Origin of the sequence: Pseudonocardia thermophila (genome assembly GCF_900142365.1) — a bacterium.
Lineage (GTDB): Bacteria > Actinomycetota > Actinomycetes > Mycobacteriales > Pseudonocardiaceae > Pseudonocardia > Pseudonocardia thermophila.
In genome coordinates, this window is the sequence record NZ_FRAP01000003.1 from 1 (window position 1) to 15,235 (window position 15,235).

The window sequence follows — 15,235 nt, forward strand, 5'->3', positions numbered from 1 at the left end:
ACACCCATAGAGTGGGAAGTCATGTATAGTGACACCATCGCCCAACGGGGCGAGGTGGCCTGAACCTCAGCCTCTCGCGAACCCAGGACGGTTCAGGCCGCGAGGAACGATCTTCCAGCCCGGCCTCGCCTTCGGCCCGGTACCGGCCGATCCACTTGCTCACCGTTGGCCGAGAGACCCCCAGCTGCTCGGCGATGCGCGCCTGCGACCAACCGGCCAGATGACGCTGCACCATCAGCCGGCGGGCATAGACCGTGGTGCGGGCGTTACGGTGCGCCATGGAGGGCCTCCTGGGTTCGAAGTAGGTGCCTCAGACACACCCACCTCGCCCGGAGGCCCTCCCCTCGTTCAAGCCGACACGCCGTCGAGCACTGACAACAACGTCCTGAGTCACTACACCTAGTCGTCAAGGACGTGTTTCCGCTTGCCGGCCGTCTTGGAGGGAGCCGGCTCGCGACCTGTCCGCCCGCGCCGCCCCGACGAGTGCTCGCGTTCGCGATCGCGAGATCGGCCGCCGCGCGGTGCAGTCCGCCCGGTGAGGCTCGCCCGTACCACGCGGTGCGCAACGTTGCGCCGCGTGAGCGGGCGGAACCTGCACTTCCGGGTAGGCCGGGCACGGCCCGGCGGGGCCGGGGATCGCCGATCGCCGGGTGGCTCTCGCGGGCGGAGCGATCCGGTGCGGTCGATCAGGACGCCGGTGTGGTCGCGGAGCAGGTGCACGGCGTCGTCACCGGTATGACGACGATCGAGGAGGACGTCGGTCCGGGTGCCCGCGGTGCTGCGGACGGGGCGCCGAGGCCAGTTGGAGAACGCTCGTCGCCAGCACGGGCGGCGGAGCACGGGTCGGCCGCTGCGGGCCCCAGCGGCCGACGAAGGATCGAGACGAAGGATCGAGGAGTGCAGGTGCGCGGTGGAGCCGCGCCGCTCACCGCACCGCGCGGCTCTGGCTGAAGTACGCGGCGGCCGCCGGGCGCCACATGAAGACGATCGCGGCGATGATCAGCAGCAGCTGCCCGATCGTCAGGATCGCCGAGACGGCGCCGAGTGCACCCGCAGAGAACTGCTGGATCACGGATCCGAACGAGATCAGCGTGAACAGGACCGAGAGGGCGCCGAGAACGGTCAGCACGATCCGCGCCCAGTTCCGCCCGGCCCGCATCTTGAACACGAAGAGCAGGTAGAGAGCGAGGAAGATGAGTCCGACGACGATGCCGACCACGATGCCGATCTGGATGCCGAACCGCAGGTCGCTCTCGCTGAGTCCGGTCGGCAGCGGCTGGGCGGCGATCGCCGCGTCGATCATCGCCGGCATCTGGATGAAGGCGATCACGGAGCTGATCAGGCCGACGATCACCGACGCGATCCACAGCTTGAACGAGGTCTCGACGTCCGCCGGCCGCTCGACCGGCGTGCCGTGGCCGGGGCCGTAGCCCGACTGGTCGCCGTTCGCCGGGTACGGCGAGTAGCCGTGCTGCTGGCCGCCGTACTGCTGCGGGCTCCCGTACTGCTGCGGATCGCCGTACTGGTTGCCGTACGGCGGGGGCTGCTGCTGGCCGTACCCGGGCGGCGCGCCCTGAGGCGGTCCGCCGTAGGGCGCGCCCCCTCCCTGCGGTGGACCTGGGGGCTGGCCGCCCCACTGGCCTGGTGGTGGTTGCGGAGGCTCAGTCATGGAGCGAACCGTAGAGGTGACGAGCGGTTTCGCCCAGTACCCGGACGGTCACCTCTGCCTCACCCGGGTCCGGACGCGGCGGAGACCGGTCGGGGGAGGCGGGCGTCCGATAGCTGTCGGCGGCACTTAGTCCTGGCGGCCGACCGGTACTACAACAGTGACGGCCACCACACCCGCCGATCCGTGCGCCCGCCGCGGCGCCATGAGGGGCGTACCGATGTCCGCACCGACCGACACCCAGGGCGCAGCCGGCGGGGTGGGTCCCGCCGCAGAGGCCCCCGTCCACATCCTCTGGATCAACGCCGGGCTGTCCTGCGACGGCGACTCCGTCGCGCTCACCGCGGCCACCCAGCCGAGCATCGAGGAGATCGCGCTGGGTGCCCTGCCGGGCCTGCCGAAGATCGCGGTCCACTGGCCGCTGATCGACTTCGAGAACGGGCCGGTCGGCGGCGCCGACGACTTCATCGAGTGGTTCTTCAAGGCCGAGCGCGGGGAGCTGGAGCCGTTCGTGCTCGTCGTCGAGGGCTCGATCCCGAACGAGGCGATCAAGCCGGAGGGCTACTGGTGCGGGTTCGGCAACAACCCCGAGACCGGCCAGCCGATGACCACGAGCGAGTGGCTCGACCGGCTCGCCCCCAAGGCGCTGGCCGTCCTCGCCGTCGGCACGTGCGCCACCTACGGCGGCATCCACGCCATGGCCGGCAACCCGACCGGCGCCATGGGCGTGCCCGACTACCTGGGCTGGGACTGGCGGTCGAAGGCCGGCATCCCGATCGTGTGCGTGCCGGGCTGCCCGACGCATCCCGACAACCTGGCCGAGACGATCCTCTACCTGCTCTACCAGGCCACCGGCGCCGCGCCGATGATCCCGCTCGACGAGGCGCTGCGCCCGACGTGGCTGTTCGGCAAGACCGTGCACGAGGGCTGCGACCGCGGCGGCTACTACGAGCAGGGCGACTTCGCCGAGGAGTACGGCTCGCCGCAGTGCCTGGTGAAGCTGGGCTGTTGGGGGCCGGTCGTGAAGTGCAATGTGCCCAAGCGCGGCTGGATCAACGGTGTCGGTGGCTGCCCGAACGTCGGCGGGATCTGCATCGGCTGCACCATGCCGGGCTTCCCGGACAAGTTCATGCCGTTCATGGACGCCCCGCCCGGCAGCCTCGTGTCCAGCGTCGCCAGCAGGTCCTACGGGAGCGTCGTCCGCAGGCTCCGCAGGATCACCGAGAAGAAGCTCGACACAGAGCCGAAGTGGCGCCGCAAGGGCCGTGAGCTCACGACCGGCTACGCGAAGGTCTGGTGAGGACACCGTGACGACCACACAGCCGAAGCACTCGGGGACCGACCCGCAGTCCACCGGCCTCACCGAGATGTCCTGGGACCCGATCACCCGGATCGTGGGCAGCCTCGGGATCTACACGAAGATCGACTTCGGGACCGGCCGCGTCGCCGAGTGCCATTCGACCTCGTCGATCTTCCGCGGCTACTCGATCTTCATGAAGGGCAAGGACCCCCGCGACGCGCACTTCATCACCAGCCGCATCTGCGGGATCTGCGGCGACAACCACGCCACCTGCTCGGTCTACAACCAGAACATGGCCTACGGGGTGCGGCCGCCGCACCTGGGGGAATGGATCATCAACCTCGGCGAGGCCGCCGAGTACATGTTCGACCACAACATCTTCCAGGAGAACCTGGTCGGGGTGGACTACTGCGAGAAGATGATCGCGGAGACCAACCCCGGGGTCCTCGAGCTCGCCAACCGCACCGAGAGCCCGCACGCGGCCGAGCACGGATACCGCCGCATCGGCGACATCATGCGCGCGCTCAACCCGTTCAGCGGGGACTTCTACCGCGAGGCGCTGCAGGTCAGCCGGTACACGCGGGAGATGTTCTGCCTGATGGAGGGCCGGCACGTCCACCCGTCGACGCTGTACCCCGGCGGGGTCGGCACGCACGCGACCATCCAGCTGTTCACCGACTACTACGCCCGCCTCATGCGGTACGTGGAGTTCATGAAGAAGGTCGTGCCGATGCACGACGATCTCTTCGACTTCATGTACGAGGCGATCCCGGGGTACGAGGAGGTCGGCAGGCGGCGGGTGCTGCTCGGGTGCTGGGGCTCGCTGAACGACCCCGATCACTGCGACTTCACCTACCGCAACATGACCCACTGGGGGCGCAAGATGTTCGTGACCCCGGGCGTCGTCGTGGACGGCCGGCTCGTCACCAACGACCTCACCGAGATCAACCTCGGCATCCGCATCCTGCTCGGCCACTCGTTCTACCGCGATTGGGTCGACCAGGAGGTGTTCGTGACCCACGATCCGCTGGGCAACCCGGTCGACCAGCGGCACCCGTGGAACCAGCACACGATCCCCGATCCGCAGAAGCGCGACTTCGACGACAAGTACTCCTGGACGATGTCGCCGCGCTGGTTCGACGGCACCGATCACCTCGCACTGGACACCGGCGGCGGCCCGCTCGCCCGGCTGTGGTCGACGGCGTTGTCCGGCCTGGTCGACTGCGGCTTCGTCAAGGCGACGGGGCACAGCGTCGAGATCAACCTGCCGCGCACCGCGCTCAAGCCCGAGGTGAGCTTCGAGTGGCGGCCCCCGGTCGACGAGCAGGGCCGACCGCTCTCCAACGCCATCGAGCGCAACCGCGCCCGCACCTACTTCCAGGCCTACTCCGCGGGTGTCGCGCTGCACTCCATCGAGAAGGCGCTGGCCGAGGTGCGGGCCGGCAACACGAAGACCTGGGAGAAGTTCACCGTCCCCGACGAAGCGATCAGCTGCGGGTTCACCGAGGCGGTGCGCGGGGTGCTGTCGCACCACATGGTGATCCGCGGCGGCAAGATCGCGAACTACCACCCGTACCCGCCGACGCCGTGGAACGGCAGCGTCCGCGACGTCTACGGCACGCCCGGCCCGTACGAGGACGCCGTGCAGAACACCCCGATCTTCGAGGAGAACCCGCGGGAGAAGTTCAAGGGCATCGACATCATGCGGGCGGTCCGCAGCTTCGATCCCTGCCTTCCCTGCGGCGTGCACATGTACCTCGGCGACGGCCGCGCGATCCACACCACGCACACGCCGGGCGGCCTGAATGCCGGCTGACCCGCTCGACCCGGTTGTCGTCGCCGAACGCATCGAGGAAGCCCTCGACCGGCTCGGTCCCCGGGTCCGCCCGGTCGGCGAGGACCTCGTGCGGCTGCTCCTGCGGTTCTACGGCACCGGACTGGAGCAGGCCGTCGCGATCGTGCGGGCCGCGGCCGGGGACGGGCTCGTTCACCGGCTCGCCGCCGACCCGCTCGTCGGCGGGCTGCTGGCCCTGCACGACCTGCATCCGGTGCCGCTGCGCACCCGGGTCGAGCACGCGGTGGCGACCGCGCGGCGCCGCCTCGGTGCCCACGGAGCCGAGGTGGAGCTGCTCGGCATCGACGTCGACGGCACGGTCCGGGTGGCGCTGCCCGCCGCCGGGTGCGGCACCGCGACCGTGCGGGAGATCGTCGACGAGGAGGTGACCGCGGCGGCCCCGGACGCGGTGGGGACAGCGTTCGTCGAGCGCGCCGCCGAGCCGCCGCTGCTGCAGATCGGCGTTCGGCCACCGTGAGGGCACCGTCGTGGAGCACCGTCGTGAGGGCACCGTCGTGAGGGCACTGCGCCGGTTCCTCGTCACCGATCCCGTCCCGGCGGAGGTCGAACTGCGGTGCGAGCTGTGCGCGACCCCGCTGCCGCCCGAGCACCCGCACCTGGTGCAGGTGGCGCAGCGGCGGCTGCTGTGCACGTGCGGGCCGTGCGGGGTGCTGTTCGACAACCCCGGCGCCGGTGGGGGCGGGTACGCCCGCGTCCCCGACCGCGTGCTCACCGACCCGGGGTCCACCCTCACCGACGCGCAGTGGGACGCGCTGCAGATCCCCGTCGGGCTGGCGTTCTTCCTGCACAACTCGGTGCGCGGCGCTGTGGTCGCGTGTTATCCGAGCCCGGCCGGGGCCACCGAGAGCGAGTTGACGCTGACCGCGTGGGCGGACGGCATCGGCGCGAGCGGGCTGGCGGCGCAGCTGGTGCCCGACGTCGAGGCGCTGCTGGTGCGGCGGGAGCCGCGGACGTGCCTGCTCGTGCCGATCGACGCCTGCTACCGGCTCGTCGGACTGGTGCGGCTGCACTGGCGGGGGTTCGACGGCGGGCAGGAGGCGTGGGCCGCGATCGACGACCTGTTCGCCGAGCTGGGAGGGCGGGCCCGGCCGTGCTGACGTTCGCGTGCGTGGGGTCGCGGGCCGACACCCGCTCGGCCGGTCCGGCGATCACGCTCGATCTGCGCGTCGGCGACGGGACGGGACGGCGCGTGCACACCGCGGCGCTGCGGGTGCAGCTGCGGATCGATCCGCGGCCGCGGCGGTACAGCGCGGCCGAGACCGCGCGGCTGGCCGATCTGTTCGGCGAGCCCGAGCGCTGGGGGGAGACGCTGCAGCCGCTGCAGCTGGCGACCGTGCCGGTGCTGACGCCGTCGTTCGTCGGGTCGGTGACGGTGCCGGTGACCGTGCCGCTCACCTACGACCTGGACATCGCCGCCGCCCGCTACCTGCACTCGCTCGACGACGGCGAGATCCCGCTCCTGCTGCTGTTCTCCGGCACGCTGTTCTACGCGGGCGACGCCGGGGTGCAGGTGGGGCTGGTGCCGTGGCACGAGGAGGCCGCACACGGGTTGCCGGTGGGGGTGTGGCGGGCGGCGATGGACGCGTTCCACCCCGGTGGCGGCTGGGTGCGCCTGCGCCGGGACACGCTCGACCGCTTGAGCGCCTACCGCTCCGCGCACACCCTGCCCACCTGGGACGACGCCCTGGAGCGCCTGCTGAAGGAGGCGGGTGATGGCTGACCGGTTCGCCGAGGTCGCCGCCGTCGCGGACGCGGTGCTCCACGAGGGCTACCTGCTGTACCCGTACCGGGCGTCGGCGCAGAAGAACCGGGTGCGCTGGCAGTGGGGTGTGCTGATGCCGCAGGGGTACGGCACCGAGTCGGGCGAGGCGTCGGCCAACCGCACCGAGTGCCTGGTGGAGCTGCGCGGCGAGCTGCACGTGCGGGTGCGCTGGCTGCACCTGGAGCGGCGGACCGGGCGCGGGGAACCGTACGACGAGGGGACTCCAGGGCAGGCCGACGCGACGTTCACCCGGTCGCAGCTGCTCGCCGGTGCGGAGTTCGGGATCGTCGTCGACGCAGCGGAGCGCGTCGACGGGGACGTGACCCGGACGCGGTGGCCGCTCACGGCGCGCGTCGCCGTCCGGGCCGAGGAGTTGCCCGGCCCGTACGACGTGCTGAAGCTGCGGATCGATGTCCGCAACACCGCCATCGCGGCCCCCGGGGCGAGCCGGGACGAGGCGCTGCGGGCCGCCTTGATCGGCACCCACGTGCTGCTCGCCGCCGACCCGGGCGCGTTCGTGTCGCCGACGGATCCCCCGGAGTGGGCACGCGGGTTCGTCGCGCAGTGCCGCAGCGAGCACCTGTGGCCGGCGCTCGCCGGAACTGAGGGCCGATCCGACCTGCTGCTCTCCGCGCCGATCATCCTCGCCGACCACGCGGCCATCGCGCCCGAATCGGGCATCGAGCTGTTCGACGGGACCGAGAACGACGAGCTGCTGACGCTGCGCACGATGGTGCTGACGGACGCCGAGAAGGCCGAGGCCCGTGCGACCGATCCACGGGCGGCGGCGATCGTCGACGCCGTCGATGCGCTGCCGCCGGAGTACCTGGAGCGGCTGCACGGCGCGATCCGCACCCTGCGCGCCGTCGCTCCTGCAGCCGGTGAGGCGCCCCCGTACCCGGCCCGGGCCGGGTATGATGATCCCGGCGCCGCCCCGGCGGGGGCCACCCCGTGGTGGGACCAGGACGCGGATGCCTCAGCCGACCCGGCGACCGACTCCGCGCTGGTCGGCGGGGTGCCGGTGGCGCGGGGGAGCGCGGTGGTGCTGCGGCCGCGCCCATCGGCGGACGCGCAGGACGCGTTCCTCGCCGGGTTGCGCGCGACCGTCCAGGCCGTTGTCCACGACGTCGACGGCGGGACGCACGTGGCCGTCTCGATCGACGGAGACCCGGCGGCCGAGCTGCAGCTGGCGCACGGTCGGTTCCGGTACTTCCGGCCGGAGGAGCTGGAGCCCGCGGCAGAAGAGCCCCGTCGAGCCCGGCGTCACCGTGATCAACAGGGCGATCCGACCACACCGAGGTCGTCCTCGTCGCCGGTGCGCGTCCTCGTGGCGGGCGTGGGGAACATCCTGCGCTCGGACGACGGGTTCGGGGTGGAGGTCGTGCACCGGCTGCTCGCCCGGGGCGGGCTTCCGGCCGGGGTCGAGGTCGAGGACGTCGGGATCCGCGGAGTGCACCTGGCCCACCGGCTCCTGGACGGCTACGCGGGCCTGCTGCTCGTCGACGCGGTGCAGCGCGGCAGCCCGCCCGGCACCCTGCACCGGATCGAGCACGACCTGATCGACGGAGCACCCGGGATGCTGGACGCGCACGACATGCGCCCCGACGTCGTCCTCGGCCTGCTGCACGACCTCGCCGCGGCCACCGGCGTCGAGCGGTCGGTCGGGCGGGTGCTGGTGCTCGGGTGCGAACCCGCCGACCTCGAGGACGGTATCGGCCTGTCCCCACCGGTCGCCGCGGCCGTCGAACCCGCGTTGGTCGCCGCCGATGAGCTGGTCGCGCTGCTGCTGGAATCCGCCGTCCCCGGAGGGAGTCTTCCATGAAGACCGTGCTGCTGATCCTGCTCACCCTCGCGCTCGCCGTGGCGGTGGGCCTGATCGTCGCTTCGCGCGCCGAGATCAGCCGCTACCGCGAGATGAGCCGGATGTAGGGGGCACGCATGTGCCTGGGCATCCCCGGCGAGGTGGTCGAGCTCGCGGCCGGCCATCCCGATCTCGCCCTCGTGACCGTGGAGGGGGTGTCGCGCGCGATCAACGTCGGGCTGCTGCGCGACGGGCCGGACGCGCCGCTCGACCTGGCCGTCGGTGACTGGGTGCTGATCCACATGGGGTTCGCCCTGGAGAAGATCGACGAGCGAGTGGCCACGGCGTCCCTGGGCTGGGTGACCGGCGTGGACGACGCGTTCGGGCGCGGCTGATGCACGAGATGGCCATCACGCAGTCGATCGTCGGCACGATCGTCGGCCGGCTCGGTGCCGCGCGCGTGCACCGGGTGCGGCTGGAGATCGGGAAGCTGTCCGGGGTGGTGCCCGACGCGGTGCGTTTCGCGTTCGAGCTGGTCACGCCGGGGACGACGCTGGAGGGCGCCGCGTTGGAGATCGACGAACCGTTCGGGGACGCGCGCTGTCGCAGCTGCGGCCGCGCGTTCGTCACCGACGAGGTCCTGCCGCTGTGCGCGTGCGGCAGCGCCGACGTCGCGGTGAGCGGTGGGCAGCAGCTGCGGATCCGGGACGTCGGCTACCGGTCGGAGGAGGGGACGGGATGTGCGCGACCTGCGGATGCGGCGGGACCCGGGTGACGGAGCCGGGCCACGGCCACGGGCACACCCACACCGTCGATCTGGAGGCGGACCTGCTGGCCGCCAACGACCTGCTGGCCGCCCGCAACCGGGCCGCGTTCGCCGAGCAGGGGATCGTCGCGGTCAACCTGATGAGCTCCCCGGGCTCGGGGAAGACCACGCTGCTGGAGCGGACCGTGCGGGAGCTGGTCGGGGTGCGGCCCGTCGTGGTGCTGGAGGGTGACCAGGAGACGGTGCTCGACACCGAGCGGATCACCGCCACCGGGGTGCGCGCGCTGCAGATCAACACCGGCGCGGGATGCCACCTGGACGCCGACATGGTCGCCACCGGACTGCGCGAGCTGGCCCCGGAGCCGGGCGCGCTGCTGTTCGTCGAGAACGTGGGCAACCTCGTCTGCCCGGCTCTGTTCGACCTGGGGGAACGGGCCCGGGTGGTGATCATGTCGGTGACCGAGGGCACGGACAAGCCCCTCAAGTACCCGCACATGTTCCGCACCGCCGATCTGCTGCTGGTCAACAAGGTCGACCTGCTGCCCTACGTCGACTTCGACGTCGCGCGGTGCGTGGAGTACGCCCGGCGGGCCCGGCCCGGGGTGCCGGTGGTGGAGGTCTCGGCCACGCGCGGGGACGGGATGGCCGAGTGGGTGGCCTGGTTGCGGACGCTGGGGTGAGGGTCAGCCCGCCTCTCCGCGCGCGGTCCGCTCGCTCGTGCAGCGCGCGTAGCGGTCCAGGAACCGGTGCAGCGCCTCGTGCATCTGCTCCAGCTCGGCGACCTGCTCGTCGAGGTGCGCCGCACCGTCCACCGTGAGGTGGTATGTGCGCCGCGCCGGTCCCGAGCCCGACGTGCACCATTCCGACCGGACGAATCCGCGCTGCTCCAGCGCCCGCAGCGCCCGGTAGACCCCGCCCGAGTCGCTCTCGGTGTCGTGCATGGGCCTCAGCCGGGAGACCAGCTCGTAGCCGTGGTCGGCCCGCTCCCGCAGCAGCAGGAGCAGGCAGGGCTGGAGGAAGTTGCGCGGCTCGGGAACGGCCATCGGGTTGCCTCCGTCCCGGGCGGGGGATGCCCGAACCCTGCAGCCTCCCATCGTGTGTCGTGGGTCACAAGTCGGCTTGTGCACCGGTGGTCTCGCGGGCGAAGAATGCGGGTGCATGGACGCTGGTTCCGCGGCGCTGGTCCGCCGCATCGCCGAGCTGGGCCGCGACGACGTGGAGCTCGCCGGTGGCAAGGGTGCCAACCTGGGGGAGCTGGTCCGCGGCGGGTTCCCGGTGCCGCCCGGGTTCGTGCTGACCACCGCGGCGCACCGGGCGTTCGTCACCGAGTCGGGGATCGGGGACCGGCTGCTCGCGCTGGCTGCTGATCCCGACATCGAGGCGGCGTCCGCCCGGATCCGCGGGCTGATCGAGTCCGTCGCGCTGCCCGAGCGGATCGCGGAGGAGATCGCCGCCGCGGTCGCGGAGCTGGGGCTGGGCCCGTTCGCCGTGCGGTCGTCGGCCACCGCGGAGGATCTCGCCGACGCCAGCTTCGCCGGTCAGCAGGACACCTACCTCAACGTCCGCGCGGACGACCTGTCCACGGCGGTGCAGCGCTGCTGGGCCTCGCTGTGGACGGCCCGCGCGATGGCCTACCGCGCCCGGCTCGGCATCGCCCCGGCCGCGGTCGCGCTGGCCGTCGTCGTGCAGCGGATGGTTCCCGCCGACGCGGCCGGCGTCGTGTGCACCGCGAACCCAGTGAACGGGCGACGCACCGAGACCGTCGTGTCGGCGGCGTGGGGTCTCGGTGAGGCGGTGGTCAGCGGCACGGTCACGCCCGACGATCTCGTCGTCGATCCGGCCGAGGGGAAGGTGCGCTCGCGCACCACCGCGGAGAAGCGCGTCATCACCGTCGCGACGGACGACGGCACCCGCGAGGAGGAGCTGACCGGGCCGCGCCGCACCGCCGCTGTGCTGGACGACGCCGCGGCGATCGAGCTGGCCCGGCTCGGTGCCGCGATCGCCGCGCACTTCGGGGCGCCGCAGGACATCGAGTGGGCGCGCGCGGGCGGGGAGTTCGCGATCGTGCAGTCGCGCCCGATCACCGCGCTGCCCGAGCCGGCGGGGCCGGTCCCGACGGAGTGGCCGGTTCCCGACGACGCGATCTACGTGCGCGCGAGCATCGTCGAGCAGCTGCCCGATCCGCTGACCCCGCTGTTCGCCGAGCTCGTCGACGCCTCGGTGGGCCGGACCCTGCCGAAGCTGATGCGCGAGTCCTTCGGCGACGACGCCGTGCAGGACGGGGAGATCTCCCTACCCACGATCAACGGCTACGCCTACTACCGCTACCCGCGTCCGCTGATGCGCAAGCTGATCCTGCAGAGCGTGCGTGCGGTGCGTGCGCTCGTCGGGGCCGGGCCGGCCCGCTGGCGCGACGTGGCGCACCCGCGGTACCGGCGGATCGTCGCGGAGGAGTCGGCGCGGTCGCTGCCCGATCTCTCCGATGCCGAGCTGCTCGACTCGGCGATCCGGCTGCTCGACGCGGGCACCGAGTACTACACGGCGGTGCAGACGATCATCCCGCAAGCGGCGTCGAGCGAGCTGGCGCTGGCCCGGTTCTACGACGCGCTGGTCCGCCGGCCGGACGACCCGCCCGCCACGACGCTGCTGCTCGGCTTCGACAGCGCCCCGATCCGCGCCGAGACCTCGCTGTACGACCTCGCGGTGTGGACCCGCTCACGGCCCGAGATCGCCGAGGCGCTGCTCACCAGCGGACCCGAGGATCTGCCGCCCGGGCCGGACGGGGACGAGTGGTGGGCCCGGTTCCAGGCGCACCTGGATGCGTACGGGCACACGACCTACACGTTGGACTTCGCCACCGCCGTGCCGGCCGACGATCCTGCGCCGCTGCTGGAGACTCTGCGGTTCTACCTGCGCGGGGACGGCACCGATCCGCGGGAGCGACAGGCCCGCTCGGCGCGGCGCCGCGACGAGCTGACCGCGCAGGTCGTGGCCCGGCTCGACCCGCTCCGCCGGGCCGCGTTCACGAAGCTGCTCGGCTGGGCCCAGTGCGTCGCGCCGCTGCGCGAGGACGCGCTCGCCGACATCGGCCTGGCCTGGCCGCAGCTGCGCCGGGTGCTGCGCGAGCTGGGCCGTCGCTGCGTCGCCGCGGGGGTGATCGACGAGATCGACGACGTGTTCTGGTTGCGGCAGGACGAGCTGCTCACCGGCCGGCCGCGGCAGGGCGAGGTGGCGCGGCGGAAGGAGATCTGGCGCGGGCAGCGTCGCGCCACACCGCCGCAGACGCTGCCGCAGGGCACGCTGATGGACCGGTTCGAGGCGTTCCTCCCGGCGAACCCCGACGAGCAGACCGGCGCCGTCCTGACCGGGACCGGGGCGAGCGGCGGGAGCGTGACAGCACCCGCCCGGGTGCTGTCCGGTCCGGCCGACTTCGGCCGCATGCAACCCGGCGACGTTCTCGTCGCCGGCATCACCACGCCGGCCTGGACCCCGCTGTTCGCGATGGCGTCGGCGGTGGTCACCGACATCGGCGGGCCGCTGTCGCACAGCTCGATCGTCGCCCGCGAGTACGGCATCCCGGCGGTGCTCGGCACCGGCGTCGCGACCAAGCGCATCCCCGACGGCGCCCGCGTCCGGGTGGACGGCGACGCGGGCACGGTCACGCTGCTCGACGAGGAACCCGCGGTGCCCGGTGCCGTGCCGCAGTTCGGGACCGGGGTGCCGGGCTGGGCGTTCGCGCTGGCCACCGGCGCGGCGGTCGCCGGACTCGTGGCGCTGGCGAGGAAGCGGCGCCGCCGGTAGCGCCGCGAGTCGTGGTTTCCAGGCCGGCGAGTTGCGGGTTCGGTGACGGCCAGTCGTGGATTCCGCGCGCCGAGTTGCCCGGACCGCGCCGCCGAGTTGCCCGGACCGCGCCGCCGAGTTGCCCGGACCGGGTCGGTGAGTTGCCCGGACCGGGTCGGCGAGTTGCCCGGACCGGGTCGGCGAGATGGCCCGACCGGGCGGGTTGCCGCCTTCCGGGCGCCGTCACCAGCTCCGCGGCTCGGTGCCGCGGAAGCCGCAACCCGCCGGCCTGGAATCCACGACTCGCGGCCAGGGCTCAGGCGCTGCGGGCCTGGTTGCCGAGGAAGCTCGCGTACTGGACGCGCAGTTCGGCGCGGTTCGCCGCGAGCCACGGATCGTCGGTCACCAGCCCGTCGAGGTCGACGAGGGTGCTGATCGGCCGCGCTCGGACGGAGGCGAGCAGCGCGGTGGCGAACGCGCTGCGGTCGATGTCGTCGGCCCCGGTGGCGACCGCCCCGGCCAGCAGGGAGGCGAGCAGCGGCTCCTCGGCGAGCAGCGGCCGCAGCGCCAGCGTCCCGAGCGCGACGACGGGCGCGGCGGCGTCCGGTCCGGTGAGGATCACCGCGCACGGCAGCAGCGGCCGGGTGGTGTCGACGGCGGCGCGGAAGCGGGCGTTGCGGTCCGCGTCGGCGGGCGCGGCGGTGAGGTCGTCGAGGGTGATGGCGGCCTCGTCGGGCAGGGCGGCGACGAGGGCGTCCAGCTCCAGGTCGGCCCGGCGCACCCGCATCCCCAACCCGGGTTCCAGGCCGAGCAGGTCGGCGGGGAGGGTGGCCGCGACCGGGCCGTCCGGGGTCACCGTCAGCAGCAGTGTGCCGATGGGCTCGCCGCCGCTGTCGGAAGGCTCCGGCACGGCCCGCAGCCGCACCTGCGCGACGGGTGCGGCGACCGGCTCCGGTGCGCGCACCGCGGGCGGCCACGGTCGGCGGGCGGTCGTCCCGACGGCCCGCAGCCGGCGTGCGGTGCGGACCCGGTGCGCGACGAGCGACGCGACGGTGATCAGCACGATCACGGCGAGGAACGCAGCGGGAGCGCGTGGCTCCTCCATCAGCACGCGTACGGCGTCGATCGCCCCGTTCATGGCGTCCCCCGACACGCTCGTGTCCTCGCCCCGATCGGGCGATGGACGTGGGCAAACTCGGGAGTTACGTCGCTCGGTCGTATCTCGGCGTTACGTCGTTGATCCGAACGGGTCATCGACCCTGCATCATGTGGTGGTCAGTGCTCGTCGGGTGGTGGCAGTTGGTGAACGGTCTCCCGAGTGGCGCCGGTGGTGCTCTGCTCCATGGGCAACAGCCCGCACACCGCGCAGAGGTTGGCGCCGAAGGCGGTCAGTTCGATGCTGCGCCGCACGGTGACCCCGTTCCCGGCCCGCTTCAGCGCCGCCTCGACCTCCTCCTGCACCTCCAGCACGTCGTAGACGGACTGGTCCGGGACGGGCTCGCGGGAGAACCAGATCAGGCCGAGCCGGAACATGTTGTTCAGGTACGCGGGCACCCGGTCGACGTGGGTGCACCCGGCGTACCGGCCGATCATCGTGATGCCCCGCGCCACCAGCTGCGACCCGATGCCGAACGGTCGCTTGGTGCGCACGTCCACCGACGGCTGCGGGCCGCGCTCGGCGAACAGCCGCAGGATGCGGGCCTCGTCGGGGGAGAGCTCGGAGAGCAACCGCACGTAGGCGGGATGGCCGTCATCGGAGCAGGTGACGTCGGCCGACGCGTCGAGCAGCGCGTGCAGCCGCTCCGGCAGGCCGATCTGCGTGTCGCGGCCGGTGCGCCCGATGCGCTCGCGCAGCGGCGTCGGCAGCGGGTCGGACCCTTCGCCCACGCCCAGCAGCTCGCGCAGGGTGGCCCTGGCCTCGGCGTTGAGCTGCTCGACCACGACGTCCGCGGACCGGCCGTCGATCGCCCCCCGTACGACGATGCCGCCCAGGTGCAGTGAGGTGCTGATCGCGACCCGGTTCGTCCGCCGCAGGAGCTCACCGGTGACCTTCGCGATGTCGGGCACCGCCCGCACGACGGACCCGATCGGGGTGGCCTCCAACCGGTCGACGGTCCCGGCCGGCAGCGCGGATTCCACGGCGTCGACGGCGGCGCCCACCGTGCGGTCGACCGTGGAGCTGACGGTGTCCCCGAGCGGGCCCCCGATCGCGGTGCCCAGGGCGTCGCCGAGCGCACCGACCGTCCGGCCGAGCACTCCCCGCCGCTGCCCGACGGGTTGCCCGTTCGTGTCCGCTCGGTTCATC

14 protein-coding genes and 1 pseudogene are annotated in these 15,235 nt (G+C 72.8%); 10 read left to right on the forward strand and 5 right to left on the reverse strand.

Annotated features, from left to right (window positions below; all coding sequences use genetic code 11):
• Positions 1 to 94: 94 nt before the first annotated feature.
• Positions 95 to 280, reverse strand: a pseudogene (locus tag BUE41_RS04380) (helix-turn-helix domain-containing protein); the annotation flags it as partial.
• Positions 281 to 925: 645 nt separating this feature from the next.
• On the reverse strand, positions 926 to 1,669 hold the full coding sequence (locus BUE41_RS04385) for a proline-rich domain-containing protein (protein WP_073455575.1): 744 nt from the start codon (positions 1,667 to 1,669) through the stop codon (positions 926 to 928).
• Positions 1,670 to 1,886: 217 nt separating this feature from the next.
• Between BUE41_RS04385 and BUE41_RS04390 the strand changes: the two genes are divergently transcribed.
• The 9 genes from BUE41_RS04390 to hypB all read left to right on the forward strand — a co-directional run bounded on the left by BUE41_RS04390 (position 1,887) and on the right by hypB (position 9,830).
• Positions 1,887 to 2,966 carry an NADH-quinone oxidoreductase subunit B family protein gene (locus BUE41_RS04390; protein ID WP_073455576.1) on the forward strand — a complete coding sequence of 360 codons (1,080 nt, stop codon included), beginning with the start codon at positions 1,887 to 1,889 and terminating at the stop codon, positions 2,964 to 2,966.
• 7 nt (positions 2,967 to 2,973) lie between these two features.
• The gene (locus tag BUE41_RS04395; protein ID WP_407691648.1) at positions 2,974 to 4,782 is read left to right on the forward strand and encodes a nickel-dependent hydrogenase large subunit; all 1,809 of its coding nucleotides are present in this window, start codon (positions 2,974 to 2,976) and stop codon (positions 4,780 to 4,782) included.
• Complete coding sequence (locus tag BUE41_RS04400; protein ID WP_073455577.1) at positions 4,772 to 5,278, forward strand: hypothetical protein; 507 nt, start codon at positions 4,772 to 4,774, stop codon at positions 5,276 to 5,278. Before BUE41_RS04395 ends, BUE41_RS04400 begins: the two co-directional genes overlap by 11 nt.
• Before the next feature lie 37 nt (positions 5,279 to 5,315).
• On the forward strand, positions 5,316 to 5,918 hold the full coding sequence (locus BUE41_RS04405; protein ID WP_073455907.1) for a DUF5947 family protein: 603 nt from the start codon (positions 5,316 to 5,318) through the stop codon (positions 5,916 to 5,918).
• 11 nt (positions 5,919 to 5,929) lie between these two features.
• Positions 5,930 to 6,541 carry a DUF6084 family protein gene (locus tag BUE41_RS04410; RefSeq protein WP_234996960.1) on the forward strand — a complete coding sequence of 204 codons (612 nt, stop codon included), beginning with the start codon at positions 5,930 to 5,932 and terminating at the stop codon, positions 6,539 to 6,541.
• Positions 6,534 to 8,405, forward strand: coding sequence for a hydrogenase maturation protease (locus BUE41_RS31685; protein WP_073455579.1), 1,872 nt, complete (start codon positions 6,534 to 6,536; stop codon positions 8,403 to 8,405). Before BUE41_RS04410 ends, BUE41_RS31685 begins: the two co-directional genes overlap by 8 nt.
• Before the next feature lie 116 nt (positions 8,406 to 8,521).
• Complete coding sequence (locus tag BUE41_RS04420) at positions 8,522 to 8,779, forward strand: HypC/HybG/HupF family hydrogenase formation chaperone (protein ID WP_073455580.1); 258 nt, start codon at positions 8,522 to 8,524, stop codon at positions 8,777 to 8,779.
• A gap of 8 nt (positions 8,780 to 8,787) precedes the next feature.
• Positions 8,788 to 9,159: a hydrogenase maturation nickel metallochaperone HypA gene (locus BUE41_RS04425; protein ID WP_327194743.1), complete on the forward strand. Its 372-nt coding sequence runs from the start codon at positions 8,788 to 8,790 to the stop codon at positions 9,157 to 9,159.
• Positions 9,123 to 9,830, forward strand: a complete 708-nt coding sequence (gene hypB / locus BUE41_RS04430) for a hydrogenase nickel incorporation protein HypB (RefSeq protein WP_073455582.1) — start codon at positions 9,123 to 9,125, stop codon at positions 9,828 to 9,830. Before BUE41_RS04425 ends, hypB begins: the two co-directional genes overlap by 37 nt.
• Positions 9,831 to 9,833: 3 nt before the next feature.
• On the opposite strand, the gene BUE41_RS04435 is transcribed toward hypB, so the two are convergent.
• Complete coding sequence (locus BUE41_RS04435; protein WP_073455583.1) at positions 9,834 to 10,193, reverse strand: helix-turn-helix transcriptional regulator; 360 nt, start codon at positions 10,191 to 10,193, stop codon at positions 9,834 to 9,836.
• Between the two features lie 115 nt (positions 10,194 to 10,308).
• Here BUE41_RS04435 and BUE41_RS04440 point away from each other — a divergent pair, with 115 nt between their 5' ends.
• Positions 10,309 to 12,951, forward strand: a complete 2,643-nt coding sequence (locus BUE41_RS04440; protein WP_073455584.1) for a PEP/pyruvate-binding domain-containing protein — start codon at positions 10,309 to 10,311, stop codon at positions 12,949 to 12,951.
• Positions 12,952 to 13,246: 295 nt separating this feature from the next.
• Here BUE41_RS04440 and BUE41_RS04445 read toward each other — a convergent pair whose 3' ends face one another.
• Both BUE41_RS04445 and BUE41_RS31160 read right to left on the reverse strand, forming a co-directional pair.
• Positions 13,247 to 14,083 (reverse strand): hypothetical protein, encoded by an 837-nt coding sequence (locus BUE41_RS04445; protein WP_143171970.1) that lies wholly within the window; start codon positions 14,081 to 14,083, stop codon positions 13,247 to 13,249.
• A gap of 122 nt (positions 14,084 to 14,205) precedes the next feature.
• A complete protein-coding gene (locus BUE41_RS31160; RefSeq protein ID WP_073455586.1) occupies positions 14,206 to 15,234 on the reverse strand; it encodes an Abi-alpha family protein in 1,029 nt (342 codons plus the stop codon).
• Position 15,235: the final 1 nt, after the last annotated feature.